Source organism: Anaeromyxobacter oryzae, assembly GCF_023169945.1.
Lineage (GTDB): Bacteria > Myxococcota > Myxococcia > Myxococcales > Anaeromyxobacteraceae > Anaeromyxobacter > Anaeromyxobacter oryzae.
Map to the genome: position 1 here is coordinate 1139126 of NZ_AP025591.1, position 26217 is coordinate 1165342.

The window sequence follows — 26217 nt, forward strand, 5'->3', positions numbered from 1 at the left end:
CGGGTGGCACAGTGAGCCCGTGCGCATCCTCGACGTGCAGACGCCCGCATCCGCCGAGGGGTCGCGGCGCAGCCTCGACGCGCTCCGCGCGATCGTCGAGGCCACCACCTCGACCGGGCGGGCGTTCTTCGATGCGCTCGTGGTGAACCTCGCCCGCGCGCTCCGGGTCCGGCACGCGTTCGCCGGCGAGCTCCTGCCGGGCGTGACCCCGGTGCGCGCGCGCACGCTCGCCGTCGCGTGGGACGGCACGCTCGGGGACAACTTCGTCTACGACCTCGCCGGCACGCCCTGCGAGAACGTCCTCGTCTCCAGCTCCCTCGCGTACTACCCGCGCGGCGCCGCGCACGCCTTCCCCTACGACGCCGGGCTCGCCCGCCTCGGCATCGAGGCGTACATGGGCGCGCCGCTGCTCGCGCCCGACGGGGCGGTGCTCGGCATCCTCGTGGTCCTGCACGACGCGCCGCTCGACGAGTCGCTCGATCCGCAGGCGGTGCTCCGCGTGTTCGCGGCGCGGGCGGCGACCGAGCTCTCCCGGATCCGCAGCGAGGAGCGGCTCCGCGAGAGCGACGACATGCTCCGGTTCGCGCTCGAGGCGGCCGGCATGGCCACGTTCGACTGGGACCCGGCGAAGGAGCAGGCGCGCTGGTCCGATGGCGCCGCCGCGGTGCTGGGCCTCGCGCCCGGATCGTTCGGGGGCAGGCTCGAGGACCTCGTCGCGACGGTGCACCCCGACGACCGCGAGCTCGTCATCTCATGCGCGGGCGACGCGATCTCCGGACGGAAGAACGGCATCGACGTCGAGTACCGCGTCGCGGCCGGCGGCGGACCGGAGCGCTGGATCCACCAGCGCGGGCGCGTGACGCGGCGGCCGGACGGATCGACCCGGATCTCCGGCGTGATCGCGGACGTGACGGAGCGGCGGAAGCTCGAGGACGGGCTGCTGCACGCCCAGAAGATGGAGGGGCTGGGGCGGCTCGCCGGCGGCGTGGCGCACGACTTCAACAACCTCCTCACGGTGATCCGCAGCTTCACGGAGCTCGCCGAGGGACACCTCGCGGGCGACGCGGAGGCGCTCGAGCTGGTGATCCCGATCCGCGAGGCCGCGGAGCGCGCGACGGCGCTCACGCGGCAGCTCCTCGCCTTCGCGCGCCGGCAGGTCACGCGCCCGCGCGTGCTCGAGCTCGACCGGCTCGTCGGCGACCTCGGCCGCCTGCTCACGCGCCTCCTCGGCGAGGACGTCCAGCTCGAGGTCCGGCTCGGCGCGCCGGACGGCCGCGTGCGGATGGACCCGGGCCAGCTCGAGCAGGTGCTCGTGAACCTCGCGGTGAACGCGCGGGACGCGATGCCGGGCGGCGGCTTCCTGTCGGTCTCGACGGCGCTCGTCGAGGTGACCGCGGAGGAGGCGCGGGGCCGGCTCATCGCCGCCGGCCCGCACGTGGCGATCCGGGTGCGCGACTCCGGGGCGGGGATGGACGGCGCCACGCTCGCCCGGGCGTTCGAGCCGTTCTTCACCACGAAGGGGCCCGACCGCGGGACCGGCCTCGGCCTCGCGACCTGTCACGGCATCGTCGCGCAGGCGGGCGGCGCGATCTGGCTCGAGAGCGAGCCCGGCCGCGGGACGACGGCGGTGATCCTGCTCCCAGGCCACGACGGCGATCCCGCGGACGAGGCGGCGCGGAGTCCCGCGCAGGCGCCGCGCGGGGACGCCACGCTGCTGTTCGTGGAGGACGAGGACCGCGTCCGGGCGCTCGCGCAGCGCGCGCTCGGCGCCCTCGGCTACCGGGTGCTCGCGGCGCGCGACGGCGCGGAGGCGATCGCGATCGCCGTCGGGCACCCCGGGCGCATCGACCTGCTCGTCACGGACATGGTGCTGCCGCACATGGACGGCCGCGAGGTCGCCCGCCGCGTCCGCGCGATCCGGCCGGAGGTCCGGGTCCTGCTCGCCTCCGGGTACTCCGAGCTGCTGCCCGGCGGTCCACTCGAGGACGGGACGCTGTTCCTGCAGAAGCCCTACACGCCGGCGGAGCTGGGGGCGCGGATCCGGGAGGCGCTCCGGTAGACGGAAACGCTCCCGTGACGGGAACGTCCTCCGTTCCCGTGACCGTGCCCGTGACCGTGCCCGGGCGCTCGTGCCCGCGACCCGCCTCCCGTGGCCCGTGGACCCTGGCCCGCTCCCCGTGCCCGATTCACGATCCAATTTGGCGTCGGCGTCGGGGTCGGGGTCGGGGGTCGGCTGAAGATGGTTCACGGCCCAGGGGCCACGGGACCGGGGCTCATGATTCATCAGATCCCACGCGAGCCGAGCGCGTCGGCGTCCGTGACCGCGCGGGCGTCGGGTGGTCGGTCGTCGAAGCGGGATCGGGCTGAGAAGAAGGTGGACGGCCGAGGCGGGTCCGCGGTGGGGAAACGTCGACCGCGTGGATCGGCCTCCAAGAAGCCTGCGTCGCAGCGACCACAGAGGTCGCGGCGGAGCGCGGGAGGCGCGGGCGCTTTCGGAGGAACCCAACTGATCGGATCGAGCGGTTGACGCTTCCTCGGCGGTCGCGCGGTTCGCGCGCCGCGCCCGCGCGAGAACGCCGCGCTCGCAGCGCTCCACGCGCGTGAGGCGGCGCGAGCGGCGTCCGAACCCCGGGGCGACGCAGCGCGCTGATTCTCGCGCCAGCGCCCGAATCCGAGCGTTTCCGGAGGGTGAGAATTCGCGTGAGACGATGCCCGCATGAACGCCCGCGACTCCTCGATCCGCCTCTCCGAGCTCCTCCGCCGCGAGCACCACGCGATGGCGGCCTTCCTCGTCGCCCTCGCCGACTTCGACGCGAAGCGGCTATGGGCCGAGCTCGGGTACCCCAGTCTCTTCACCTACCTGAACCGGGAGCTCGGGCTGTCGAAGAGCGCGGCCTTCTACCGGAAGACCGCCGCCGAGCTCATCCAGCGCTTCCCCGAGCTGGTCGAGCCGCTCGAGGACGGCAAGCTGTGCCTCTCCACCGTCGGTGAGCTCGCCCAGGTGCTCACGCCGGAGAACCGGTACGAGGTGATCCCCCGGTTCCTCCACCTCTCGAAGCAGGAGGCGCGGTCGGTCGTCGCTGAGCTGAAGCCGGTGGAGCGGCCTCCGCGCCGGGAGGTCGTGACGACTGTTCGCGTCGCGGCCGCGGCGCCACCAGTGCGCGACCCCGAACCCGCCGCAGTGCTCGAGCTCGGCGCGCCGGCGACCGCCTGTGTCATTGCGCCCGGTTCGCCGGCAGAACTCGTCGATGCCAAAGTGGCCACACGGACCGTGAACGCCCCGATTTCCCGAACGACGCCGCCGACCTTCGAGCCGCTCACCGCCGACCTCCGTCGGATGCACCTCACCGTCACGAAGCGGTTCGAGGCTAAGGTTGCCGACGCCGGGGACGCGCTCTCTCACTCGCACCCGGGGGCGAGCACCGAGGTGATCCTCGAGGCCGCGCTCGATCTCCTGCTCGACCGGGCCGAGAAGCGGAAGGGCCTGGTCGAGAAGCCGCGGCGCGAGAAGCGGCCGTCGAGACCGGACCACATCCCGGCGGAGGTGAAGCGGGCGGTGTGGGTGCGGGACGGCGGCTGCTGCCGGTGGGCTCTCGAGAACGGCGGCGTCTGCGGCTCGCGCCACCGTCTCCAGTACGACCACATCCAGCCGAAGGCGCTCGGCGGGAAGTCGACGATCGACAACGTTCGCCTCCTCTGCGCTCGGCACAACTTGCTCGCCGCACGGAAAATCTTCGGCGATGCATGGATGGACAGGTACGCGCCGGCCCGCAAGGCCACCGCGGCGATGGGGCGCCGCGACGCCGACTCGGCGGGTGCGCGCTCCGAAGTTCCCGCCGCGGCCCTGACCGGGCCGACGTGACCGTCGGGCGCGGCGGAGCGCCTCCCGAAGCCTCCGGCTGGCCGGACCCCATCGCCGTCGTCGCGACGCGGGCTTCTTGGTGGCCGATCCCCGCGGCGACGTCTCGCCCCTGCGGCCACGCCCCGGCCGTCCCCCTTCTTCTAGAGCCCCTTCCCCGCTCGCCAACACAGACGCGGCGTCCCTGCGGCGACGGTCGCGGTGGTCCGAGATGTGATGAATCGTCCGGGACCGGGGTCACGGGCACGGAGAAACTCGGGCACGCCCACGGGCACGGGCACGGGCACGGGCGCGACGGGCGTGACTGCCTGGCGATCGTTGCCGATCACCACACCTCGCAGCGCTTCCCCTCCGGCCGCACCATCGCGTTCCCCTCCTTGCAGGAGAACGCCGCCTGGAACTCGGGCAGGTTCGACAGCGGGCCGTTCACCCGGAACCTGGGCGGCGAGTGCGGATCCGTCACCACGCGGAGGCGCGTCTCCTCGTCACGGAACTTCGAGCACCAGGACTGGGCGTAGCCCACGAAGAACTGCTGCTCGGGCGTGAACCCCTCGACCTTCTCGCCCTCCGGCGCGGTGCGCCGGGCCGCCTGCATGGCGGCGAAGGCGAGCTTGAGGCCGCCGAGGTCCGCGATGTTCTCGCCGAGGGTGAGCTTCCCGTCCACCTTCACGCCCGGCAGGACCTCGTACCCGGAGAACTGGTCCGCGACGCACCGGGCGCGGTCGTCGAACGCCTTCGACACCGGGGGCGTCCACCAGTCCCGCAGGTTGCCGTCGCCGTCGTACTGCCGGCCCTCGTCGTCGAACCCGTGCGTCAGCTCGTGGCCGACCACCATCCCGATCGCCCCGTAGTTCACCGGCTCGGGCGCCGCCTTGTTGAAGAAGGGCGGCTGGAGGATGCCCGCAGGGAACGCCATCTCGTTGAGCGAGGGCTCGTAGTACGCGTTCACCGTCGGCGGGCTCATCAGCCACTCGGTACGATCGAGGGGCTTCCCGACCTTCGCGAGCTGGCGCGCGGTCTCGAAGCGCCCGGCGGAGAGGACGTTCCGGAAGTACGACTCGCGCTTCACCGTCATGGAGGAGTAGTCGCGCTCCTTCTCCGGGTAGCCGATCTTGTTCGCGACCTTCCCGAGCTTCGCGAGGGCCTTCGCGCGCGTCGCCCGGTCCATCCACCCGATGGCGCCGAGGTCGTCGCTCATCGACCGCTCGATCTCGCTCACCATCGTGATGGTCCGCTCCTTGCCGTCCGCGCCGAAGTGCTGCTTGACGTAGATCTCGCCGAGCGCGAACCCGAGCGCGTCGTCGGTCGCGTCCACGCAGAGCTTCCAGCGCGGCCGGAGCGCCTTCGCGCCGGAGAAGGAGGCGCTCGTGAACCGGAACGACTCGTCCACGAACGCGCGCGGCAGCGCCCGCGCCTTCGCCATCGTGGTGAGGAGCCGCCACCGGAGGTACGCCTTCCAGCTCTCGAGCGGCGCGCTCTCGAACATCGCGCCGACCTTCTCGACGAACCGCGGGGTCGTGACGCTCACCGCCCGGAGGTCCGGCCGGCCCAGCCCATCGAAGAGCCGCGCCCACGGGAACGCCGGCGCGAGCTTCTCGAGCCCGGCCCGGTCGACGCGGTTGTAGAGCCGCGACGGATCGCGCATCTCGGTCCGGGTCCAGTGCGTCTCCGCGAGGGCCTTCTCGACCTGCGCCACGGCGCTCGCGTTCGCCTCCACCTCGGCGGGCGGCAGGCCGGCGAGCGCGAACATCTTCCGCAGGTGTTCCGCGTAGCGCTGCCGGATCTCGACGTTCTTGCCACCGTCGGTGAGGTAGTAGTCGCGGTCGGGGAGCGTGAGCCCGCCCTGGTAGACGAGCAGGATCACCTGGGTGGCGTCCTTGGCGTCCTGGCCCGAGGTGAGGTTGAACGGAACGTCGAGCCCGGCCGCCTCGAGCCGCGCGACCTCGTCGGCGAGCACCGGGCGATCCTGGATCGCGTCGATCCGCGCCCACTCGCCCTGGAGGTCGGCGAGCCCGCGCGCCTCGATCGTCGCCTCGTCCATGCAGGACGCCCAGTAGTCGCCGACCTTCTTCGCGAACGGCTCGGGGGGCGGCGTCTTCGCGGCCCCGGCCGCGTCGAGGATCCGCCGGAGCTGGCGCGCGTTGCGCTCGGTGAGCTCGGCGAACCCGCGGCTCCAGGAGGAGCGATCGGGCGGGATCTCGGTCCGGGCGATCCAGCCGCCGCAGGCGTACTGGTAGAAGTCCTCGCACGGCGAGGTCGAGCGATCGAGCGCCGTCGGATCGATGGGCGGCAGCGGCGCGTCGTGGTCCGGCTTCTTGGGCGCGGTCTTGCACGCGGCGAGCGCGAGGGTGAGGGCCGCGAGCGCGGCGGGCGCGGCGAAGAGGGTGCGACGCACGGAAGCCTCCTCCGAGGACGGGCGCTCCGGCGCCCGAAAACCGCGCGCAATATGGCGCGCCCCCCGGCACCGCTCAAGGAAAACCGGAGCGCCGGCGCGGTGCCGGACGACCCACCGTCAAGGCGCCCGGAGCGCGTCCCGGAGCGACAGCCGCGCGGCCCGGCGAGCCCGCGCCTCCCTGTCCCGGCGGCGCTCCGCGTCGGTCGCGAGGGCGAGCGGCGCGACCCGCGTGGGCCGGCCGTCCGGGCCGAGGCCGACGAACGTGAGGAACGCGTCGCAGCACTTGCGCCGCTCGCCGGTCCGCGGGTCCTCCGAGACGACCTCTACGCCGACCTCCATCGAGGTGCCGAACACCGCGTTCACCTGCGCCGAGAGGATCGCCATCTGGCCGATCCGGATGGGCGCGAGGAACGAGAGCTGATCGATCGAGGCGGTCACCACCGGCAGGCGCGCGTGGCGCATCGCGGCCATCGAGGCGGCGAGGTCGGTCCACTGCATCACCATCCCGCCGAACGCCGTCCCGAGCATGTTCGCGTCGCTCGGCATGACGAGGTGCGTGACGTCGACGTGCGAGGCTGCGGCGGGCTTGGCTTCGGCGTCGGTCATGGAGGCTTCCTAGCACGGGCCCGCGGGCCCGGCAGCGCCCGTGACAGGCGCGTCGTATAACATCGTCCTCTGGAGCCCCCATGCCGCTCGAAGTCACGCTCATCGACTACGCCCGCGATCCGCTGCAGAAGCTCTACGGCGCCTATCGCACCTGCTACACGCCCAAGACGCCCGGCGAGGTCTGGGGCGAGATCGGCTCGGGAAAGATCTCGCCCGACGCGATCCGGGAGTTCATCGGCGAGCGGCTCAAAACCGGCCACGCCTCGCCGCTCGAGCAGGTGGTCTTCTGGTTCGGCATCTCCGGCGTGTCGCGCGCCCTCTCCCACCAGTTCGTGCGGCACCGGATCGGCATCTCGTTCGAGCAGCAGTCGCAGCGGTACGTGAAGTACAAGGAGGAGCGGCTCGACTACGTGATGCCCAAGACCTGGGAGAAGACCCCCGGGATGGCCGAGGAGTACGACCGGCTCATGCGGGAGATCACGCGGGTCTACGAGGACGCGCTCGCGAAGGGTATCCCGGCCGAGGACGCCCGGTTCGTGCTGCCGAACGCGACCCCGACGAACTTCCAGATCATGGTGAACTTCACGGAGCTCCTGCACATCGCCGACCTCCGGCTCTGCTGGCGCGCGCAGTGGGAGATCCGTCACATGGTCGCGCTCATGCGCCGGGAGGTGATGAAGGCGATCCCGGAGATCGGCGGGTACCTCCAGCCGAAGTGCGGCGACAAGCGCACCGGGTACTGCGACGAGCCGCGCAAGGAGTGGGAGAAGTGCCCGCTCGGCAAGGTCCGGCCGCACAAGGAGCAGATCCTGGAGGTCTTTCGCGAGTATCGGTCCGGGAACCTCGTGCCGCTCGGCGAGGAGCACCTCCGCGCCGTGGAGGACGCCGGCAGCGACGGGTGACCGCACGCACGTCCCGCCCGGACCGACCCGGGCGGCGCCGCTCCCGCGTAGAATCCCGCGCGGGAGCCCCACATGACACGCTTCGTGAACGCCGCCGCGGCGGCCGTCCTCCTCGCCGCAGCGCCCGCCGCCCGCGCGCAGGTCCAGGCCGCCACCGACCGCGCCGCCGGGCGACCGGCGGGGATCGCGCTCCCGGCGTTCGGCGTCGCCGCCGTCGAGGAGCCCACCGGGCTCGCGACGACGCCGGCGGCCATCGGCTTCGTCGACGGCCTCACGCTGCACTACTTCCACGAGGGCGACGTCACCCCCCAGTCCGCCGCGGACGGCGTGTACGTCGCGAACCGCCTCGGACCGCTCGGGATCGGGTTCTCCGAGGAGTGGATGCGGCCCGGCGAGGACGCGGCGCGGTACCGCCGGACGCGCCTCGGGGTCACCCTCGGCGACGGGCGGGCGGTGTCCGCCGGCGCCGCGTGGACGTGGGTGACCTCGCCCGACCCGACCCTCGAGCACGTCGGCGGGTGGGACCTCGGGCTCACCGTCCGGCCGCTGCGCGCGCTCTCCATCGGCGCGGCCATGCTCGACCGCGACGCCGGGCCCGGCATCCCGGTCCGCTACGATCTCGGGCTCGCGACGCGCTTCTGGGACGACGGCCTGACGCTCTCCGCGGATCTCCTCGCCGACGACCAGACGCGAGGCGACTTCCGCTCGACCCACCTCGCCTTCGGCGCGGCGGCGGAGACCCCCTTCGGCGTCGCGGTGGGCGTCCAGGTGCAGGTGCCACTCCGGAGCCTGCCCGGCCCCGCGGGCGACGTGACCGGCCTCCTCGCCGTCTCCTGGAACGCCCCGCATTCGGGGGTCATCGGCGGCACGTCCGCCGTCGGTGACCAGACCGGCTGGCTCACCGGCGTGCGCGTCTCCTCGGAGCGATACCGCGCCGCGCCGTCCGGCGACGATGCGCCGACGATCGACCTCGACGAGGAGCTCCGCCGCCATCGCACCCTCTTCCTGGACATCGGCCCGAGCGATCCGTACGGCACGCTGCTCCGGCGCCTCGAGCGCGCTCGCGACGACGGAGACCTCGCCGCCCTCGTGATCCGCATCGACGACGTGCCCGTGGGCTCCGGGCGCGTCGAGGAGCTCCGGGCGGTCGTGGCGCGCATCGCGGCGCGGAAGCCGGTCGTCGCGTACCTCACGGGCGGCGGGACCCGGGCCTACTGGCTCGCGACGGCCGCCACGACCATCGTGGCGCCGCCCGGCGCGCCGCTCTTCGTGAACGGGATCGGCACCTCGCAGCTCTACCTGAAGGACGCCCTCGCCCGGCTGGGCGTGACGTTCGACGTCGTGAAGGCCGGCGCCTACAAGAGCGCCACCGAGCCGCTCGTCCGCACCGAGCCGTCCCCCGAGGCGCGGGAGGCGACGAACGCGCTGCTCGACGACGTGTTCGGCCGGATCGTCGCCGACGTCGGCACGGCCCGGAAGCTCTCGCCGGAGCGGGTCCGCGCCCTGGTCGACCAGGGCCTCTTCACGTCGGAGGAGGCCCGTGACGTGGGCCTCCTCGACGCGGTCTTCTGGCAGGACGAGCTCGAGGAGTGGGTCCGGCGGACCGCCGGCAGGCATGTGAAGCAGGGCGGCCGGTACCGGCCCGAGCCCGAGCGCACGGCGCAGCGGTGGGGGCTGCCGCCGGTCGTGCAGGTGATCCGCATCGAGGGCGTCATCGCGCAGGGCAGGACCCGCTCGCCCCTCGGCCAGGACGCGATCGCGGGCGCCGACAGCATCCGCGGCCAGATCGCGCGCGCCGCGGACGACGCGCGGGTGAAGGCGATCGTGCTCCGGATCGAGTCGCCCGGCGGTGACGGGCTCGCCTCGGACCTCATCTGGCGCGAGGTCGTGCGCGCGCGCCGGAAGGGGAAGCCGGTCATCGCTTCCCTCGGCGACGTGGCGGCGAGCGGCGGGTACTTCATCGCGGTCGGCGCCGACACGATCATCGCGGAACCCTCGACGCTCACCGGCTCGATCGGCGTCTTCGCGGCGAAGCCGGACCTCTCCGGCCTGCTCGGGAAGATCTCGGTGCACCGCACCTCCTTCACCCGCGGCGAGAACGCCGAGCTCACGTCCCTCGCGCGCCCGTGGAGCGCATCCGAGCGGGCGGTCCTCGAGCGCCAGATCCAGGCGTTCTACACGACGTTCCTCGACCGCGTGGCGGAGGGACGGAAGCTCGGCCGCGCCGAGGTGGAGAAGGTGGCGGGCGGCCGGGTCTGGACCGGTCGGCAGGCGCTGGACCGGCGGCTCGTGGACGCGATGGGCTCGCTCACGGACGCCATCGGCCTCGCGCGCGACCGTGCGCTGCTCGGCCGGAGCGAGTGGGTGGAGATCCGCGCCGACGACGGCGACCGCGGTGTCCTTGCACAGATGTCGACCGCCGCCCTCGCCCAGGTGCTCGACGTCCACCCGCTCGCGCGCGCGCTCGCGGCGGTGCCGGAGCTGTCGGCCCTCGCGGTGCTCTGCGAGATCGGGCCGGTCGTCGCGCTGCCGCTCGACTGGATCCCCGTGACGCCCCCGTGACCGAGGGACCCGAGAAGGCCGTATCGAGGCTTTCGCTCCCGAATCTTTTTTGCTATGCATTCGGTTGTCTCCCCTCCGAGAACGACGTAGGTTTCGAGGCGGCGGGGGGACCGACCCCCGGTCGACCGACCCCTGGCAGCGATGCAGTGAGGCCGCGCGATGAGCGCGCGGCGCGCCAGCGACGGGTCCGGGGGGCAGGCGGTTCGCGGATCGCACAATCGTCTTTCCGCGGGCGAGCGCCGTTCCAGACGCGATGAAGGACCGCAGGGGGGCGAAGCACCGTCCCGCGGCCGGAGCAACGACAGCATGAGCGAGAACGAGCAGACCCCGACCCCGGGTGAGGGCGGGGCCCCGCAGACCACCCAGGCGCAGAGCACGGCGCCGGACGGCGCCGACGCGCAGGGCCAGAACGGCCAGGCGGGCGGCGCTCCAGGCCAGGGCGGAGGACGGCGGCGCCGGCGGCGTCGCGGTCGCCGCGGTCGGGGTGGTCAGCCGGGAGCCGCGGGCGGACCCGCGGCCGTCGGGCCGAACGGCCAGGTCGCGCCGACCCAGGGGCAGAATGGTGCCCCGGCGCCGCAGGGTCAGCCACAGGCCGCGGCGCAGCCCGAGGTGACCGAGGAGGTCGAGGGCGTCCTCCAGTTCGAGGGGAAGGGCAACGGGTACCTTCGCGATCCGAAGCGGAGCTACCTCCCCCAGCCGTTCGACGTCGAGGTCCCGCGCTGGATGATCGACCGGACCCACCTCCAGCCGGGCATGCTCGTGAAGGGGCTCGCGGCGGTCCGGAACATGAAGCGGGTCATGAGCCGCATCGACACGGTCGAGGGCACGGATCCCATCGCCGTCGCGCGCCGCACCCACTTCCACAACCTCACCGCGACCGATCCCACCGAGCGGCTCGTGATGCAGACGAGCTCCGACGAGATGATCGGGCGCGTCCTCGACCTCATCTCCCCCATCGGGCTCGGCGCCCGCGGCCTGATCACCTCTCCGCCGAAGGCCGGCAAGACCATCATGCTGCAGCGGATCGCCCAGGCCATCATCGCGAACCGCCCGGACGTGCACCTCACCGTGTTGCTCGTGGACGAGCGGCCCGAGGAGGTCACGGACATGAAGCGGAACATCAAGGGCGAGGTGATCGGGTCGTCGAACGATCGCCCGACCGAGGAGCACATCCACGTCGCGGAGATGGCGCTCGAGCGCTCGAAGCGGCTCGTCGAGGGCGGCAAGGATGTCGTGATCCTGCTCGACTCCATCACCCGGCTCTCCCGCGCGTACAACAAGGAGGTCGAGTCCTCCGGCCGCACGCTGACGGGCGGCGTCGACTCGCGCGCGCTCGAGCGTCCGAAGCGGCTGTTCGGCTCGGCGCGCAAGGCGGAGGAGGGCGGCTCGCTCACCATCATCGCGACCGCGCTCATCGACACCGGGTCCCGGATGGACGAGGTGATCTTCGAGGAGTTCAAGGGCACCGGCAACATGGAGGTGGTGCTCTCTCGCCAGCTCGCCGAGCGCCGGATCTTCCCTGCGATCGACATCGGCGCCTCCGGCACCCGCAAGGAGGAGAAGCTCTTCTCGGTGAAGGAGATCGAGAAGGTCCGCCGTCTTCGCGGCGCCCTCGCCTCGCTGAAGCCGGTCGAGGCGATGGAGCGGCTCCTGAAGAAGCTCTCCGAGTTCGACTCGAACGAGGAGTTCCTGCAGAGTTTCTAGCGACCCCTGGGGCGCCGACATCTCGGGCGTGGAACCCGCGGCGAGGGAGCATGCGGTCGCCGCGCGCAGATCCTAGATTGCGCGGCGATGGACCTTCGCCTTGCACCGACCGCGTCCGCCTGCTCTACTCCCGCCATGTCCGCCGAACGGGTGCTGATCGTCGACGACGACGAGCTCATCCTGAAGGCGCTCGCCCGCATCCTCGAGGCAGCAGGGTTCGAGCCCCGCTGCTACGCGGGCACGGACGACGCGCTCAACGCCATCGAGTCCGACGCCCCGGTCGTGATCATCTCCGACTACATGATGCCGGGGATGGACGGCGTCACCTTCCTCAAGGCGGCGCGCGCGCGGTTCCCCGGCGCGGTCCGGATCCTGTGCACCGCGGCGGAGGACTTCCGCGTCGCCCTGCAGGCCGTGAACGCCGGCGAGGTGTTCCGCATCATCTCGAAGCCGTGGCACCAGCAGGAGCTGCTCGCGACCGTGAACCAGGCGGCCGAGGCAGCCCGGCTCCGCCGCGAGAACGAGCGGCTCACCGCCGAGGTGCAGCGGCAGAACGGGCAGCTCCGCGAGATCAACCTGCGGCTCGAGGAGATGGTCCGGCAGCGGACGCAGGCCCTTCTCGAGGGCCTCATCGCCGCGCTCGACTACCGCGACGCGGAGACCCAATGGCACTCGCGGCGCGTCTCCCTCTACGCGCGGCGGCTCGCGCTCCAGCTCGGCATCCAGGAGCCGGAGCTGACGGTGATCGAGCACGGCGCGCTCCTGCACGACATCGGGAAGATCGGCGTGCGCGACCGCGTGCTGCTCAAGCCCGGCCCCCTCACCACCGACGAGTGGACGGAGATGAAGCGGCACCCCGAGCTCGGGTGGGCGCTCCTCCAGCGCGTCGACTACCTCCGCCCGGCCTCGGCCATCGTGCTGCAGCACCAGGAGAAGTGGGACGGCGGCGGCTACCCGGCCGGGCTGAAGACCGAGGAGATCGTCGTCGGCGCCCGCATCTTCCACATCGTCGACACCCTCGACGCGATCACGAGCGACCGGCCGTACCGGAAGTCGCGGCCGTTCCAGGACGCGCGCGACGAGATCCTGCGCTGCCGCGGGACGCAGTTCGACCCGCGGATCGTCGACGCGTTCCTGGCGGTGCCGGCGGAGGACTGGGAGCGGATCCGGCTCGACGTGGAGACGGTCGCGGTCCTGTCCGCGGATCTGGCCGAGAACCCGCCCGCGGCGGACGAGCTGCTCGGCGCGCTCGAGACCGCGCTGCGCGCGTAGCGCCGTCTCTGACGATTCATCACATCTCGGACCACCGCGACCGTCGCCGCAGGGACGCCTCGTCTGTGTTGACGAGCGGGGAAGGGGCTCTAGAAGAAGGGGGACGGCCGGGGCGTGGCCGCAGGGGCGAGACGTCGCCGCGGGGATCGGCCACCAAGAAGCCTGCGTCGCGACGGCGGCGATGGGGTCCGGCCAGCCGGAGGCTTCGGGAGGCGCTCCGTCGCGCCCGACGGTCACGTCGGCCCGGTCAGGGCCGCGGCGGGAACTTCGGAGCGCGCACCCGCCGAGCCGGCGTCGCGGCGCCCCGTCGCCGCGGTGGCCTTGCGGGCCGGCGCGTACCTGTCCATCCATGCATCGCCGAAGATTTTCCGTGCGGCGAGCAAGTTGGCAGTACGACCACATCCAGCCGAAGGCGCTCGGCGGCGAGACGGTGGCGCGAGCCGCAGACGCCGCCGTTCTCGAGAGCCCACCGGCAGCAGCCGCCGTCCCGCACCCACACCGCCCGCTTCACCTCCGCCGGGATGTGGTCCGGTCTCGACGGCCGCTTCTCGCGCCGCGGCTTCTCGACCAGGCCCTTCCGCTTCTTGGCCCGGTCGAGGAGGAGGTCGAGCGCGACCTCGAGGATCTCCTCGGTGCTCGCCCCCGGATGCGAGTAAGAGAGCGCGTCCCTGGCCTCGGCAACCTTCGCCTCGAACCGCTTCGCGACGGTGAGGTGCATCCGGCGGAGTTCGGCGGTGAGCGGCTCGAAGGTCGGCGGCTCCCTCCGGGAAATCGGGGCATTCACGGTCCGTGCGGCCACTTTGGCATCGACGAGTTCTGCCGGCGAACCGGGCGCAATGACGCAGGCGGTTCAACCCAGGCACATAGGTAACAAAGTAGACCAGGCACCCGCTGGCGCGAGAATCAGCGCGCTGCGTCGCGCCGGGGTTCGAACGCCGCTCGCGCCGCTCCGCGCGCGTGGAGCGCTGCGAGAGCGGCGCTCTCGCGCGGGCGCGACGCCCGATCCGCGAGAGCGCCGGGGACGTGTCAACCGCACGACGCGATCGGTTGGGTTCCCCCGAACGCGCCCGCATCCGCGTCTCGCGCCGGGAGCTCGCCGTCATTGCGACGCAGGCTTCTTGGTAGCCGATCCACGCGGTCGACGTTTCCCCACCGCGGACCCGCCTCGGCCGGCCCCCTTCTCAGCCCTCCTTCACTTTCACCGATCAAGACCGGCTGGGCGCAAGGCGCCGGTTCTCGTTCGGCTTGTGATGAATCATGAGAGCGCCGCCTACTGCAGCTCGACGCCCAGCAGCTCCGACACCTCGCCCGGGCCGACCTGCACGGTCGCGCCGGCGCGCCGGCCGTCCTCGGTCCGGAGCTCGATCCGGTGCTCGCCCACCGGCACCGCGAGCTCGCGCGTCTCTCCGCCCCCGAGCGGAGGCAGGACCGGCGCGCCGTCGAGGACCAGGGTCGAGGCGGCCCTGGGCTGGACGCGCAGCATCCCCGTCGCCGGCGGCCCGGCCCCACGCGGGAGCGCGGCGGCCGGCGCGGGCGGGCGCGCCGGGCCGGTGCCCGCCACGAGGATCGCCGCGACCGCGACGAGGGCGGCGACGAACGCGAAGGCGGTCAGGCCCGCGGGTCGCGGCGGCGGCGGCTCCGGCGCGGACGGCTGCCGGGGCAGGCGGAAGGGTGGCGGGGCGCTCGCGCCGGTGGGCGCCTGGGCCGGCCGCGCGCGCGGCGGCGGAGGCGGCGGGCGGAGCAGCGGCACCGCCTCGGGCGGCGGCAGCGCGTGCAGATCGAGCACCTGCGTGGCCTCGGGCGTCGGCGGCACGGGCGGGAGCGGCTCGACGCGGAGCCGGTCGAGCCGGTCCAGCTCGCGCCGGAGGTCGGCGGGGAAGGATCGCGCCATGAGGCGCGCGAGCGCGGGCGGATCGCCGCCGCTCGCGAACGGGCGGAGGGCGTCGCGGAGCTCGCCCGCCCAGGCCCACCGGTCCTCCGGCTCCCGCGCGAGCGCGCGGAGGACCACGTCGTCGAGCCGGGCGGGCACGTCCCGTCGCCGCTCGGAGGGCGGCCGCACCGCCGCGCTCCGCACCGCCTCGAGCACCGCCAGCTCGGAGCTGCCGGTGAAGAGCCGCTCGCCGGTGAGCATCTCGTGCAGCACGGCGCCGAGGGCGAAGACGTCCGACCGCCGGTCCACCGGCAGCCCGCGGACCATCTCCGGGCTCATGTACCCGAACTTCCCCCGCAGCACGGTGTCCTGGCGGCGCGTCCGGATCGCCGCCTGGGCGATCCCGAAGTCGATGATGCGGACCGAGCCGTCGAACCCGAGGAGCACGTTCGCCGGTGATACGTCGCGGTGCACGACGCGGAGGGGCTCGCCGTGGGCGTCGCGCGTCCGGTGCGCGTGGTCGAGCGCGTCCGCGACGCGCGCCGTCACCGCGGCCGCGAGCGGCACCGGCAGCGGCTCCTTCCGGGCGCGGCACCGGTCGAGGAGCGCGCGGAGGTCCTTCCCCGGCACGTAGTCCATCGCGATGTAGTAGCCGTCGCCGTGCTTCCCGAGCTCGTGGATGGGCACGATGGCCGGGTGCTCGAGCTGCACGACGAGGCGCGCCTCGTCGAGGAACATCGTGATGAAGCCCTCGTCCTCGGCGAGGGTCGGGAGGATCCGCTTGAGCGCGTACAGCTTGCCGGGCGGGTCGTCGCGCCCCGCCGCGACGTACACCTCGGCCATGCCGCCGACCGCGATGCGATCGAGGAGGACGTAGCGGCCGAAGGAGAGAGGCTCGCGCATGAGGCGCCGGGGCGTTCCGGCTATGATAACCCCATGGCGACGAGCTGCTATGCGTGCGGAGCGATCGTCCGCATCGACGGTCCCATCGGGCGCCGGACCACGTGCCCCCAGTGCGACGCGGACCTGCACTCCTGCATGAACTGCCGGCACTACGACGAGTCCGCGGCGCACCAGTGCCGCGAGCCCCACGCCGACCACGTCGTGGAGAAGGACGCCTCCAACGCGTGCGACCTGTTCCAGCTCGGCGACGGTGCCTCGCGCCGCCGCGGCAAGTCCGACGCGGCGCGAAACGCGCTCGCCGCGCTGTTCGGCGAGGCGGCGAGGCCGGCGGACGATCCCCGGGACGCGCTCGACGCACTCTTCCGGAAGAAGTAGCGCCCGGACGGATCCTCGCTCACGGCGCGCCGGGCGCCGCCCCCTTCCCGGGGAACGCGGCGTCGACGCAGGCGAGGTCGGCGAGCGCTCGCCCGGCGGCATCCCGCGCCGGGACGGCCGGATCCGAGAAGGGCAGCGCGCCGTCGAGGCGCGCGGCGGGGTCGGGCCCGGCAGTGGCGCGACGCAGGTAGATCCGGAGGACGCGGTCGGGGAACTCGCGCGCGAGCGCGGCGTAGATCTCGGGGTCGCGCTCGCCGGTGTCGCCGATCAGCACGAGCTTCTGCGGGAAGCGCGCGAGCAGCGTCCGCAGGACCGGCTCCTTGTAGCCGGAGAGCGAGCCGGGCCCGAGGTTGCGGAGGAACAGCGCGGCGGGCGGGAAGCCGTTCCGCTCGAGGAAGCGCACGAGCCGCGGCGCGAGCTGCACCGGTGACCCGGAGACGAACGCCACCGCGGGCGCCGGCGTCCCCTCCGGGCGCACGACGAGGCACCGGTAGAGCGCGGCCATCCCCGGGACCGCCGGCTGCGTGTCCGCGTCCTCGAGGAACGTCGTCCGCACGGCACCGCCGGGGCGGGCCACGTTCGTCACCGCGACGGTGTCGTCGAAGTCGGTGACCAGGAGGAACGGCGCGGCGGGGTCGACGACGTGCACGACGCCGGTCGCGCCCGCACCGCCGGCGCGAACCTGCACCGGCGATGCGCCCGCGGGGAACGGAGGGCCGTCGCCGGCCGGGATCGCGACCAGGAACTCGCCGTCGTCCCCGGAGACCGCCCTCGCGGTGCGACCGAGGAACGTCACCTCGACGGCCGCGCCCTCGAGGTTCGACGCGGAGAGGGCGCGCGCGGTGCGGAGCGCTGCGGGGCCGTGCTGGCCCTGGGCCTCCTCGAGGACGCGCCCCGAGATCCAGACCAGGTCGGTCCGGCCGAGCGCGGGCGGCACGAGGAGCGCGGGCGCCTCGCGCGGCGCGGCGGGCGACGGCGCCGCGGTGAGGAGCGCGGCGGCGAGGGCGGCGGCGAGGCGGGTCATCCTGCGATGCTAGCACCGCGCCGGTCGCGTCCGGGTCACCGCGTCTCGGCCGCGATCCACGCGAGGTACGGGGCGCTGCCCGCCGCGACCGGGATCGCGAGCACCTCGGGAACCTGGTACGGGTGCAGCGCGAGGACGCGCTCGCGCAGCGCCTCGAACCGCGCGCGCGTGGTCTTGAGCAGCAGGAGCGCCTCCACGTCGTCCTGCACCTTCCCGTCCCAGCGGTAGATCGAACGGAGCCCGGGGACGACGTTCCCGCAGGCGGCGAGCCGCTCCTCGACGAGGGCGCGCGCGAGCTCCGCCGCCTTGTCGGCGGACGGCGCGGTGACGAGGACGACGAGGGCGTCGGTCGGGTCCATGGCGTCCTTCTACAGCCCCGCCGCGCGCGAGACGATCTCCTTCATGATCTCCGACGTTCCGCCGGCGATGGTCAGCACGCGGATGTCGCGCCAGGCCCGGGCGATGTCGGTCTCGAGGACGTAGCCCATCCCGCCGTGGAGCTGCATGCAATCGTAGGCGACGCGCTGCGCGAGCTCGCAGGCGAAGAGCTTCGCCATCGAGATCTCCTTCACGGCCGGCTCCCCCCGGTCGAACAGGTCGCACGCGCGGTAGGTGAGCCACCGCGCGGCCTCGATCGCGGTGAGGTGCTCGGCGAGCCGGTGACGCCAGGCCTGGAACTTCACGATGGGACGGCCGAACGCGGTCCGCTCCTCGCCGTAGCGGATGGCGTCGTCGACCATGAGCTGCATCGCGGCGACCGCCTGGACCGCGGCGACGAGGCGCTCGCCCTGGAAGTTCGCCATCACGTGGTAGAAGCCCTGGTTCTCCTCCCCGAGCAGCCAGCGCGCCGGGACGCGGCAGTCCTCGAAGTAGAGGACCGCGGTGTCCGACGAGGGGTTCCCCACCTTCTCGAGGACCTTCGAGACGGCGAACCCCTTCACGTCGGTGGGGAAGAGGAGCAGCGAGATCCCCTCGTGCCCCGGGCCGCCCGTGCGCACCGCCATCGTGAGGAAGTCGGCGCGGGCGCCGTTCGTGATCCACATCTTGGATCCGTTCACGACGAGGTCGTCGCCGTCGCGACGCGCCGTCGTGCGGATGGCGGCCACGTCCGAGCCCGCGTCGGGCTCCGAGATGGCGAGCGCCGCGATCCGCTCGCCGCGGATCGCCGGCCCGAGGAACTCGCGCTTCTGCTCGTCGGTCCCGATCTCCCCGATCACCGGGATCGCCATCTCCCCGTGGACGAGCATCCCCGCCATGAGGCCCGAGTTCCGGCACCGGACCAGCTCCTCGGCGTAGGCGACCACGTACCAGTAGTCGAGGCCCGAGCCGCCGTACGCGGGGTCGTGCCGGATCCCGAACAGGCCGAGCTCCGCGAACGTCCTGAAGAGCGACTTCGGGAACGCGCCGGCGTCGTCCCACTCCTTCGCGTGCGGGGCGAGCTCCTGCTCGCAGAAGGCCCGGACCGTCCGCCGGAACGCCTGGTGATCCTCGCCGAACGGCTCGAATCCGGTCTTCCGCGTCTCACCCATCGTTCACCCCGGGCAGAGCCTGCTCCGTGCCCGTCAACGTACCCGCGGGCCCTGCCCGTGGCCCGACTCCCGTGGCCCGTGGACGCTGGACCGTGCCCGCGAGGGTGTGCCCAGCCGAGCGGACCCTACCGGCCGAGCATCCGCTTCTTCAGGTCGCCGTCGGCGGGCTTCGGCCCGAGCCAGTTCCGGAACAGGGCATCGGCGAAGACCTTCCCTTCCACCGTCGCGGTGCCCGCCGGCCCGGTGACGGTGGTCCCCTCCCCCGGCACGTACGTCACCACGATCTCGCCACCCCGCTTCACGTCGCCGATCGCGGGCCCGATCCGCTCGAGCCCCCGCTCGAGCTCCGGGAGCTGCGCGCGCGAGTTCGCCTCGAACCCGTCGTGGAACGCGCCGAGGATCGACTTCCGGTCCACGTCGCGCAGGAACACCATCCGCACGCGCTTCGGCGCGTCCGCGCCGACGATCGCCTCGCCGTCGGACGAGGCGGTGGTGACGTACAGCGCGCCGACGTAGACCTGGATCCAGAGCTTCTTCCGGACGCCGGCGCCGTTCAGGCGGAGCTCCTGCCCGGCGACCGTCACGCTGTCCGGGAGCTTGACTCCGGAGACGTCGCGGGCGAGGGCGGGGCCGGCGGAGAGGACCACGGCGAGCACGGCAGCGGTGGTGCGCATGTTGACTCCTCGTGACGGTGGACGGGACGACTGTAGCGCGCGCGAGCGGCCGCGGCGCGGCTCGCCCCGTCGGGGGACGCGCGCCTCGCCCTCCCCCGCCGGCGGGATCACGCGAGCAGCTGCAGGATCCGCTCGGGGTCCGCCGGCTTCGCGACGTGCCCGTCGAACCCGGCGTCCGCCGCGCGCGCGAGGTCCTCCGGCTGCGCGTAGCCGCTCACCGCGATGAGCTGCGCGCCGTTTCCCGCCCCGTTCCGGAGCGCGGTCGCGACCTCGTAGCCGCTCATCCCCGGGAGCCCGATGTCGCACAGGATCACGTCGTACCGCGTCGCCCCCGCCATCCGGATCGCGGTCGGGCCGTCGAACGCGACGTCGGCGGTGTGCCCGCGCACCTCGAGGAGCTGGGCGAGGGACTCCGCGGCGTCCCGGTTGTCGTCGACGACGAGGACCCGGCGCCCCGCGCCCGGGGTCGTCTCGCCCGCGGGCGCGCTCCTCGCCTCCGGGGTGGACGCGAGCGGCAGGATGACGACGAGCTCCGCGCCGCGCCCGGGCCCGGCGCTCTCGGCGCGGACGCTCCCCCCGTGCAGCTCCACGATCCCCTTCACGAGCGCGAGCCCGAGCCCGAGGCCACCCTGCGTCCGCGCCAGCGAGCGCTCCGACTGCACGAACGGCTCGAAGACGCGCTCGAGCAGCTCGGGCTCGATCCCCACGCCCGTGTCGCGCACCCGGAGCTCCGCGATCCCGTCGCCGGCCCGCACCGAGACTTCGACCCGCCCGCCGGGCGGGGTGAACTTGCCCGCGTTGTGGAGCAGGTTGCCCACGACCTGCGCCAGCCGCGTCTCGTCCGCGTGGACCCAGAGCCTCGCCGGCGGCACCTCCACCACGAGCTCGAGGTCGCGGCTCGACAGGACCGCCCGGAGGTCCTCGGCGGTGCGCCGCACGACGTCCGCGACGTCGATCCGCTCGCGGCGGAGCTCGATCTTGCCGCGCGCGATGCGGGTGACGTCGAGGAGGTCGTCGACGAGCCGGGTCAGGTGCTCCGTCTGGCGCTGGATGACGGCGCGCGCGCGGCGCGCCGGCTCGCCCGCCGGGTCGGCGTGGTTCAGGATGTAGACGCTGTTGCGGATCGGCGCGAGCGGGTTGCGGAGCTCGTGCGAGAGCATCCCGAGGAAGTCGTCCTTGCGGCGGTCGGCCTCTCGCAGGCTCTGCTCGCTCTGCCGCAGCGCGCGCTCCGCGTCGCTGCGGAGCCGCTCCTGCCGCATGGCGTCGAGCGCGTACGAGAGGTCGGCGCAGAGCGCCTCGAGCAGGTTCACCTGCTTCGGCGTGAAGGCGCCCGGCTCCGCTGCGTAGAACGTGAGCGCGCCGATCACCTGGTCGCCGCGCGCCAGTGGGAACGCGGCGGACGCGCGGAGCCCGTACCGCAGGGTGGGCTGCCGCCACGGCCAGGTGGACGGGTTGACGCCGAAGTCGTCGTTGATCACGGGTCGACGCTCGCGGACGCACACGCCGGTGGGCCCCTGGCCCAGCGGGCCGTCCACCTCGACCTCGATCTCGCCGAGGTAACCGGCTGCCCGCCCCCACGACGCCGCAGGCACGATCCGGCGATCCCGCACGAGGCCCACCCAGACCAGGGGGAAGCCGCCCTCGTCGGCGACGATCCTGCAGACCTCCTCGTAGAGGGCCTGCTCGTCGCGGATCCGGACGATCGCCTCGTTCACCCGGCTCAGGACGGCGTAGAGCCGCGTGACGATCTTCAGCTCCTCCTCGGCGCGCTTCCGCTCGGTGACGTCGCGCGCCACCACGACCGACCCGACGATCTCGCCGTCGCGGCGGAGAGGGCCGAAGCTGTAGCTGCCGACCCAGGTCTCGCCGGTGTCCTTCCGCCGGAGGACGTACTCGGCGTTGGTGACGGTCTCGCCCCGGAGCGCCCTCGGCACGGCCCACCGCTCCACCGGCGCGCGCGCGCCGTCCGCCGTGAAGACCTCGAGGAGGTCCGGGTACTCCCCGAACGTCCGGGCGCACTCGTCCCTGCTCGCGAACCGGTGGAACGTCGCGAACGCGTCGTTGAACTCGACGAACCGTCCCTCCGCGTCCGAGATGAACACCGCGTCCGTCATGCTGGCGAGCGCGGAGTCGAGCTTCGCCCTGCTCTCCCGCGTCGCCTGCTCGGCGATCGTCCGGCCGGTGACGTCCAGCACCAGGGAGAGCGCCGAGACGAGCCGCCCGGCGGAGTCGTGGATGGTCGAGTTGTACCACTCGCAGTGGACCACCGAGCCGTCCTTGCGGAGGTTCCGGTTCGCGTTCACGTTCACGGGGCGGGCGCCGCTCGACATGTCCCGCATGACCGCGCGCACGGAGGGCCAGTCCTCCTCCGGGACCCATGGGATCTCGTCGAGCCGCCGACCGAGCACGTCCGCCGCCGCCCACCCGAGGATCTCCTCGGCGCGCCGGCTGAAGCGCGTGACGCGGTACTCCGAGTTCCACTCGACGACCCCGAGCGGCATCGTCTCGACGTGCACCCGGAGCCGCTCGTGAGCTTCCCGGAGCGCCTCCTGCTCTCGCTCTCGCGCTTTCGAGCGCGTCGCGCGCGAGCGCGGCGCAGGCCTTCGGGCCATCGCGGTACCCCGGGGGAAGGTGAGACCGCATCGTACCCCGGACGTTCGCACCGGTCGCCACCGCGGTGATGCCGCCGCGTGCGCCGCCGCTCCGATGGGGCGGGCAGGCGCTGCCCCGATCGGACGTCGTCCGGGCGCGTGTGCACCGGCCAGTGCGACGGCGGAATACATGGCCGCCGAGGTCGGTTTGGCCCGCGGAGGACTCCCCGCCCGTGTTCCGGACCATCCGCTCGCGCCTGTACCTCGTCGTCGGCCTCGCCGCCGTCACGTTCGTCGCGCTCGCGGTCCACGCCGCGTCGGCGGCGTGGAGGGCGCGCCGCGACGGGGAGCTCGGCGCGAACCTCGAGGTCGCGAGGACGGTCGCGGGCACGCTGCGGATCTACGTGGAGGACCTGTTCCACGACGCGGGCACCCTCGGCCGCACCATCGCGAGCGGGCGGCTCTCGCGCGACGACTCCGACCGGCTCCTCGCCGACGCCGTGAGCGACTACCCCTCGGTTCGCGAGTTCAGCTGGGTCGGGCTCGACGGCCGGATCGCCTTCTCCTCGAACCCGTCGTCGGTCGGGATCTCGATCGCGGATCGCGACTACTACCAGCGCGTGCTCGCCGGCGAGGACCGCGTGCTCTCGGATCTCCTCCTCGCCCGCGTCGACGGCCGGCCCGGGGTCGTCGTCTCCCGCGCGATCCGGCGGCCCGGTGGCGCGCTCGCCGGGACGATCATCGCGCTGATCGCGCCGGAGCGGTTCGGCGGGCGCGCGCTCCCGCCGGCGCGGGAGGGGAGCGCCGGCGTGGCGATCGTCGATCGCGGCGGCCGGCTCGTGTTCCGCTCGCCCGAGCTCGACCTCGACTGGGAGGCGCGCCGCGTCGCGCCGACGCAGCCGATCGTCGCCGCCGCGCTCGCGGGCCGCGAGGCGTCGGGGGAGGTGCGCGGCGAGGCCGGCGACGTCCGCCTCGGCGCCGCGGCGCCCGTCGCGCCGTTCGGGTGGGCGGTCCGTGCGAGCCGCTCCGCGGACGAGGCGCTCGGCCCGCTCCGTCGCGAGATGGCGATCGTGCTCGCGGCGGGCGTCCTCGTGTCGCTGCTCGCCGTCGGCGCGTCGAGCGTCGTCGGCAACCGCACCGTGGCCGCGCTCCGCAGGCTCGAGCGGCACGCGGACGCGCTCGGCCGCGGCCGACGTCCCCGGCGCCCGCTCCGCGGCCCGGAGGAGATCACCCGCCTCGGCCGCGCGTACGAGCGGATGGCGGAGGGGCTCCTCGCGGCGCAGCACCGCTTCCGGACGGCCTTCGAGGAGGCGCCCACCGGGATCGCCGTCCTCGATCCGGTCGACCTGCGCATCCGGTGGGCGAACCGCGCGTGCCTCGCCTTCGTGGAGGCGCCGCACCGTACCGGCGGCCTCGAGGGGCGCCGGTACGAGGACGTGGTTCCGGGCGCCGCGCAGGCGGGGCTCCTCGACCGGTTCCGCGCCGTCGCGCGCGGCGAGGGCCCGCAGGAGGAGGAGGAGCAGCGCTTCGACGGCTTCGCGCGCGGCCCGACGTGGTGGCGGTGGTCGCTCCGCGCCATCCCGGCGGACGGCGGCGGCGAGGAGCTGCTCCTCGTCGTCTCCGACGTCACCGAGCAGGTGCGCGCGCGGGAGCAGCTCGAGTCGGACCGCCGCCGCCTCGAGTGCCTCCTCAAGACGTTGCCCGCCGGCGTCTTCATCGCCGACGCGAGCGGCCAGCTCGTGCAGGCGAACGACGAGGCCCGCCGGATCTGGGGTGGCCGCGCGCCGCTGCGAGAGCCGCGCGGCCACGTCGCTTACCGCGGCCGCCTCGTCGAGACGGGCGCGCCGCTGGAGGCGCGGGACTGGCCCACGCAGCGCGCGCTCACGACGGGCCGGCCGGTGCCGCCGCAGCTGGTCGAGATCGAGCGGTTCGACGGCGGGCAGGCCACGATCCTCACCGGCGCGCAGCCGATCCTCGACGCCGCGGGGCAGGTCACCGGCGCCGTCGCCACGGCGCTCGACGTGACCGAGCTCCGGCGCGCCGTCCGGCACCGCGACGAGGTCCTGCAGATCGTGAGCCACGACCTCCGCAACCCGCTCGCCACCGTGATGCTCGGGGCGGCGACCCTGGCGCGCCTGCCGGACGGCCCCGCGGCGGCGGCGCAGACGCGCCGCGCCGCTGGCCGGATCTCGGTGGCCGGCAAGCGGATGCGACGGCTCATCGAGGACCTCCTCGACCTCACGAACCTCGACGAGGGGCGCCTCTCGATCCGCGCGGAGCCGTGCGATCCGGCCGACCTGCTCGGCGCTGCCGCGGAGGAGGTGCGGGAGGCGGCGCGCGAGAAGGGGCTCGACCTGTGCCTGTCGGCGAGCCCGGGACTGCCCGAGGTCGTCGCGGATCGCGACCGCATCCTCCAGGTGCTCGGGAACGTCGCGTCGAACGCCGTGAAGGCCACCGACAGCGGCGCGGTCTGCCTCGCGGCGGAGGCCTGTGGCGACGCGGTCGTCTTCCGGGTCAGGGACACCGGACCGGGCATCCCGGAGGAGGAGCTGCCCCACGTCTTCGACCGGTTCCGGCGCGGCGCGGATGCCGCGTGGCACGGCACCGGCCTGGGGCTCGCCATCGCTCGCGCGCTCGTGGAGGCGCACGGCGGCGCGATCCGCGCCGAGTCGAGCCCGGGCCAGGGCACGACGGTGACGTTCACCCTGCCTGCCGTGCGCCGCGACGACGAGCCGCAGGAGCACTGCACCGACCCGGCGGAAGCGGAGCTCGGCGCGACGGCCACCTAGCCCTCGCCGCGCTCCGCACCGCGCGCGGCGCGGCGGAGCGGCTTCGCCGTCGTGCCGGTCGGGCGCGTCGCGCGCCGCGGTCCGGGCGCCGGCCGGCCACCGCCCTCGAGGGCCCGCAGCGGGGGCGCCGCGCGCGGGGAGGCCTCGCGGAGGAACGCCACGAGCGCGCGCTCCGTCTCGTGAAGCGCGCCGGGCGGCGCCTCGATCACCTCGGCGTCGGCGAGGGCGCACCGAAGGACCTTCCCCCTCGCGAACCCGTCGAGCACCGCGGGGCTGATGTACGAGCTCCGCGCCACCGCGGGCGTGTTGCCGAGCCGCTGCGCGACCTGCTTCACCGCCGCGGTCGCGACCGACCTCGACGAGGTCCGGCCCGGCACCATCTCCCCGCGCGCCCCGGCGAGCGCGGTGGCGCAGAGCAGCGTCCCGGCCCACGTCCGGAAGTCCTTCGCCGTGAACGGCGCGCCGGCCGCGGCGCGGATGTACGCGTTGAGGTGGCGCCGGCGGACGTCGACGATCTCGCCGTCCTCCACGAACTTGAAGACGTCGCGCCCAGGCACCGCGAGGAGCTCCTTCACGAGGCGCACGACGCGCGCGTCGCCCAGCTCGCGGACCTGCCGCTTCCCCGACTTGCCGCGGTAGTCGAAGACGAGCCGGTCGCCCTCGATCTTCACGTGGCGGGGGCGGATCGTCGCGAGGCCGTAGCTGCGGTTCTCCCGTGCGTAGGCCTCGCTGCCGGGGCGCATGAAGCAGCGCTCGAGGACGAGGACCATCGCCGCGAGGACGCGGGCCCGCACGAGGCCGCGACGCCGCATGTCGCGATCCACGGCCGCCCGGATCCGCGGCAGCGCCTCCGCGAAGCGCAGCAGGCGCCGGTACTTCGCCGACGCCTGCCGCTTCATGAACTCCCGGTGATAGCGGTACTGCCACCGGCCCGCCGCGTCGCGGCCCACGGCCTGGAGCTTCGCGCCGGGCGCGGGGCTCACGTGCACGTCGGTCCACGCGGGCGGCAGCCGGAGCGCGCGGATCCGCTCCGTGTCGGCGCGGGGGACCGGTCGACCGTCCGGGCGGACGTACCGGAACCCCGTCCTCGGCGTCCCGAGGCGCCGGATCCCCTCGCGCTGGAGCCTCTCGAGCGCTCTCATCCCCTCATGAGCTAGCACCC

General features: G+C 73.8%; 18 protein-coding genes. 8 read left to right on the forward strand and 10 right to left on the reverse strand.

All coding sequences use genetic code 11. The features are described from left to right. Positions 1–19: 19 nt before the first annotated feature. Together AMOR_RS04870 and AMOR_RS04875 are read left to right on the forward strand one after the other, a co-directional pair. A complete protein-coding gene (locus AMOR_RS04870; protein ID WP_248359021.1) occupies positions 20–2059 on the forward strand; it encodes a hybrid sensor histidine kinase/response regulator in 2040 nt (679 codons plus the stop codon). A 657-nt stretch (positions 2060–2716) separates the two neighbouring features. After that, positions 2717–3862: an HNH endonuclease gene (locus AMOR_RS04875; RefSeq protein ID WP_248359024.1), complete on the forward strand. Its 1146-nt coding sequence runs from the start codon at positions 2717–2719 to the stop codon at positions 3860–3862. Between the two features lie 322 nt (positions 3863–4184). On the opposite strand, the gene AMOR_RS04880 is transcribed toward AMOR_RS04875, so the two are convergent. Then, positions 4185–6254 (reverse strand): M13 family metallopeptidase, encoded by a 2070-nt coding sequence (locus AMOR_RS04880; RefSeq protein ID WP_248359027.1) that lies wholly within the window; start codon positions 6252–6254, stop codon positions 4185–4187. 117 nt (positions 6255–6371) lie between these two features. Next, positions 6372–6860 (reverse strand): acyl-CoA thioesterase, encoded by a 489-nt coding sequence (locus AMOR_RS04885; protein ID WP_248359030.1) that lies wholly within the window; start codon positions 6858–6860, stop codon positions 6372–6374. Positions 6861–6940: 80 nt separating this feature from the next. Here AMOR_RS04885 and thyX point away from each other — a divergent pair, with 80 nt between their 5' ends. The 4 genes from thyX (at position 6941) to AMOR_RS04905 (ending at position 13300) form a co-directional block, all read left to right on the forward strand. Beyond that, positions 6941–7762, forward strand: a complete 822-nt coding sequence (thyX, locus tag AMOR_RS04890; protein WP_248359033.1) for an FAD-dependent thymidylate synthase — start codon at positions 6941–6943, stop codon at positions 7760–7762. 72 nt (positions 7763–7834) lie between these two features. Continuing rightward, a complete protein-coding gene (gene sppA, locus AMOR_RS04895) occupies positions 7835–10324 on the forward strand; it encodes a signal peptide peptidase SppA (protein WP_248359036.1) in 2490 nt (829 codons plus the stop codon). A gap of 306 nt (positions 10325–10630) precedes the next feature. Beyond that, a complete protein-coding gene (rho, locus tag AMOR_RS04900) occupies positions 10631–12028 on the forward strand; it encodes a transcription termination factor Rho (RefSeq protein ID WP_248359039.1) in 1398 nt (465 codons plus the stop codon). 135 nt (positions 12029–12163) lie between these two features. Further along, positions 12164–13300, forward strand: a complete 1137-nt coding sequence (locus AMOR_RS04905; protein WP_248359041.1) for an HD domain-containing phosphohydrolase — start codon at positions 12164–12166, stop codon at positions 13298–13300. Between the two features lie 247 nt (positions 13301–13547). Here the strand turns inward: AMOR_RS04905 and AMOR_RS04910 are convergent, their stop codons facing one another. Further along, a complete protein-coding gene (locus tag AMOR_RS04910; RefSeq protein ID WP_248359043.1) occupies positions 13548–14018 on the reverse strand; it encodes a hypothetical protein in 471 nt (156 codons plus the stop codon). 552 nt (positions 14019–14570) lie between these two features. Next, a complete protein-coding gene (locus AMOR_RS04915; RefSeq protein WP_248359044.1) occupies positions 14571–16073 on the reverse strand; it encodes a serine/threonine-protein kinase in 1503 nt (500 codons plus the stop codon). A gap of 33 nt (positions 16074–16106) precedes the next feature. Between AMOR_RS04915 and AMOR_RS04920 the strand changes: the two genes are divergently transcribed. Beyond that, positions 16107–16448 carry a hypothetical protein gene (locus AMOR_RS04920; RefSeq protein WP_248359046.1) on the forward strand — a complete coding sequence of 114 codons (342 nt, stop codon included), beginning with the start codon at positions 16107–16109 and terminating at the stop codon, positions 16446–16448. Between the two features lie 19 nt (positions 16449–16467). Here the strand turns inward: AMOR_RS04920 and AMOR_RS04925 are convergent, their stop codons facing one another. The 5 genes from AMOR_RS04925 to AMOR_RS04945 all read right to left on the reverse strand — a co-directional run bounded on the left by AMOR_RS04925 (position 16468) and on the right by AMOR_RS04945 (position 22191). Further along, positions 16468–17472, reverse strand: a complete 1005-nt coding sequence (locus tag AMOR_RS04925; RefSeq protein WP_248359049.1) for a phosphatase domain-containing protein — start codon at positions 17470–17472, stop codon at positions 16468–16470. Positions 17473–17507: 35 nt separating this feature from the next. Continuing rightward, positions 17508–17831 (reverse strand): divalent-cation tolerance protein CutA, encoded by a 324-nt coding sequence (gene cutA / locus AMOR_RS04930; RefSeq protein ID WP_248359051.1) that lies wholly within the window; start codon positions 17829–17831, stop codon positions 17508–17510. Positions 17832–17840: 9 nt separating this feature from the next. Further along, complete coding sequence (locus AMOR_RS04935) at positions 17841–19001, reverse strand: acyl-CoA dehydrogenase family protein (protein WP_248359053.1); 1161 nt, start codon at positions 18999–19001, stop codon at positions 17841–17843. 125 nt (positions 19002–19126) lie between these two features. Then, positions 19127–19675, reverse strand: coding sequence for a chalcone isomerase family protein (locus AMOR_RS04940; protein WP_248359056.1), 549 nt, complete (start codon positions 19673–19675; stop codon positions 19127–19129). Between the two features lie 107 nt (positions 19676–19782). Beyond that, positions 19783–22191: a hybrid sensor histidine kinase/response regulator gene (locus AMOR_RS04945; RefSeq protein ID WP_248359058.1), complete on the reverse strand. Its 2409-nt coding sequence runs from the start codon at positions 22189–22191 to the stop codon at positions 19783–19785. A gap of 308 nt (positions 22192–22499) precedes the next feature. On the opposite strand from AMOR_RS04945, the gene AMOR_RS04950 reads away from it, so the two are divergent. After that, positions 22500–25055 (forward strand): ATP-binding protein, encoded by a 2556-nt coding sequence (locus AMOR_RS04950; protein ID WP_248359061.1) that lies wholly within the window; start codon positions 22500–22502, stop codon positions 25053–25055. Here the strand turns inward: AMOR_RS04950 and AMOR_RS04955 are convergent. Then, a complete protein-coding gene (locus tag AMOR_RS04955; RefSeq protein WP_248359064.1) occupies positions 25052–26197 on the reverse strand; it encodes a DNA topoisomerase IB in 1146 nt (381 codons plus the stop codon). The two genes, AMOR_RS04950 and AMOR_RS04955, sit on opposite strands and share 4 nt — an antisense overlap. Between the last annotated feature and the right edge of the window lie 20 nt (positions 26198–26217).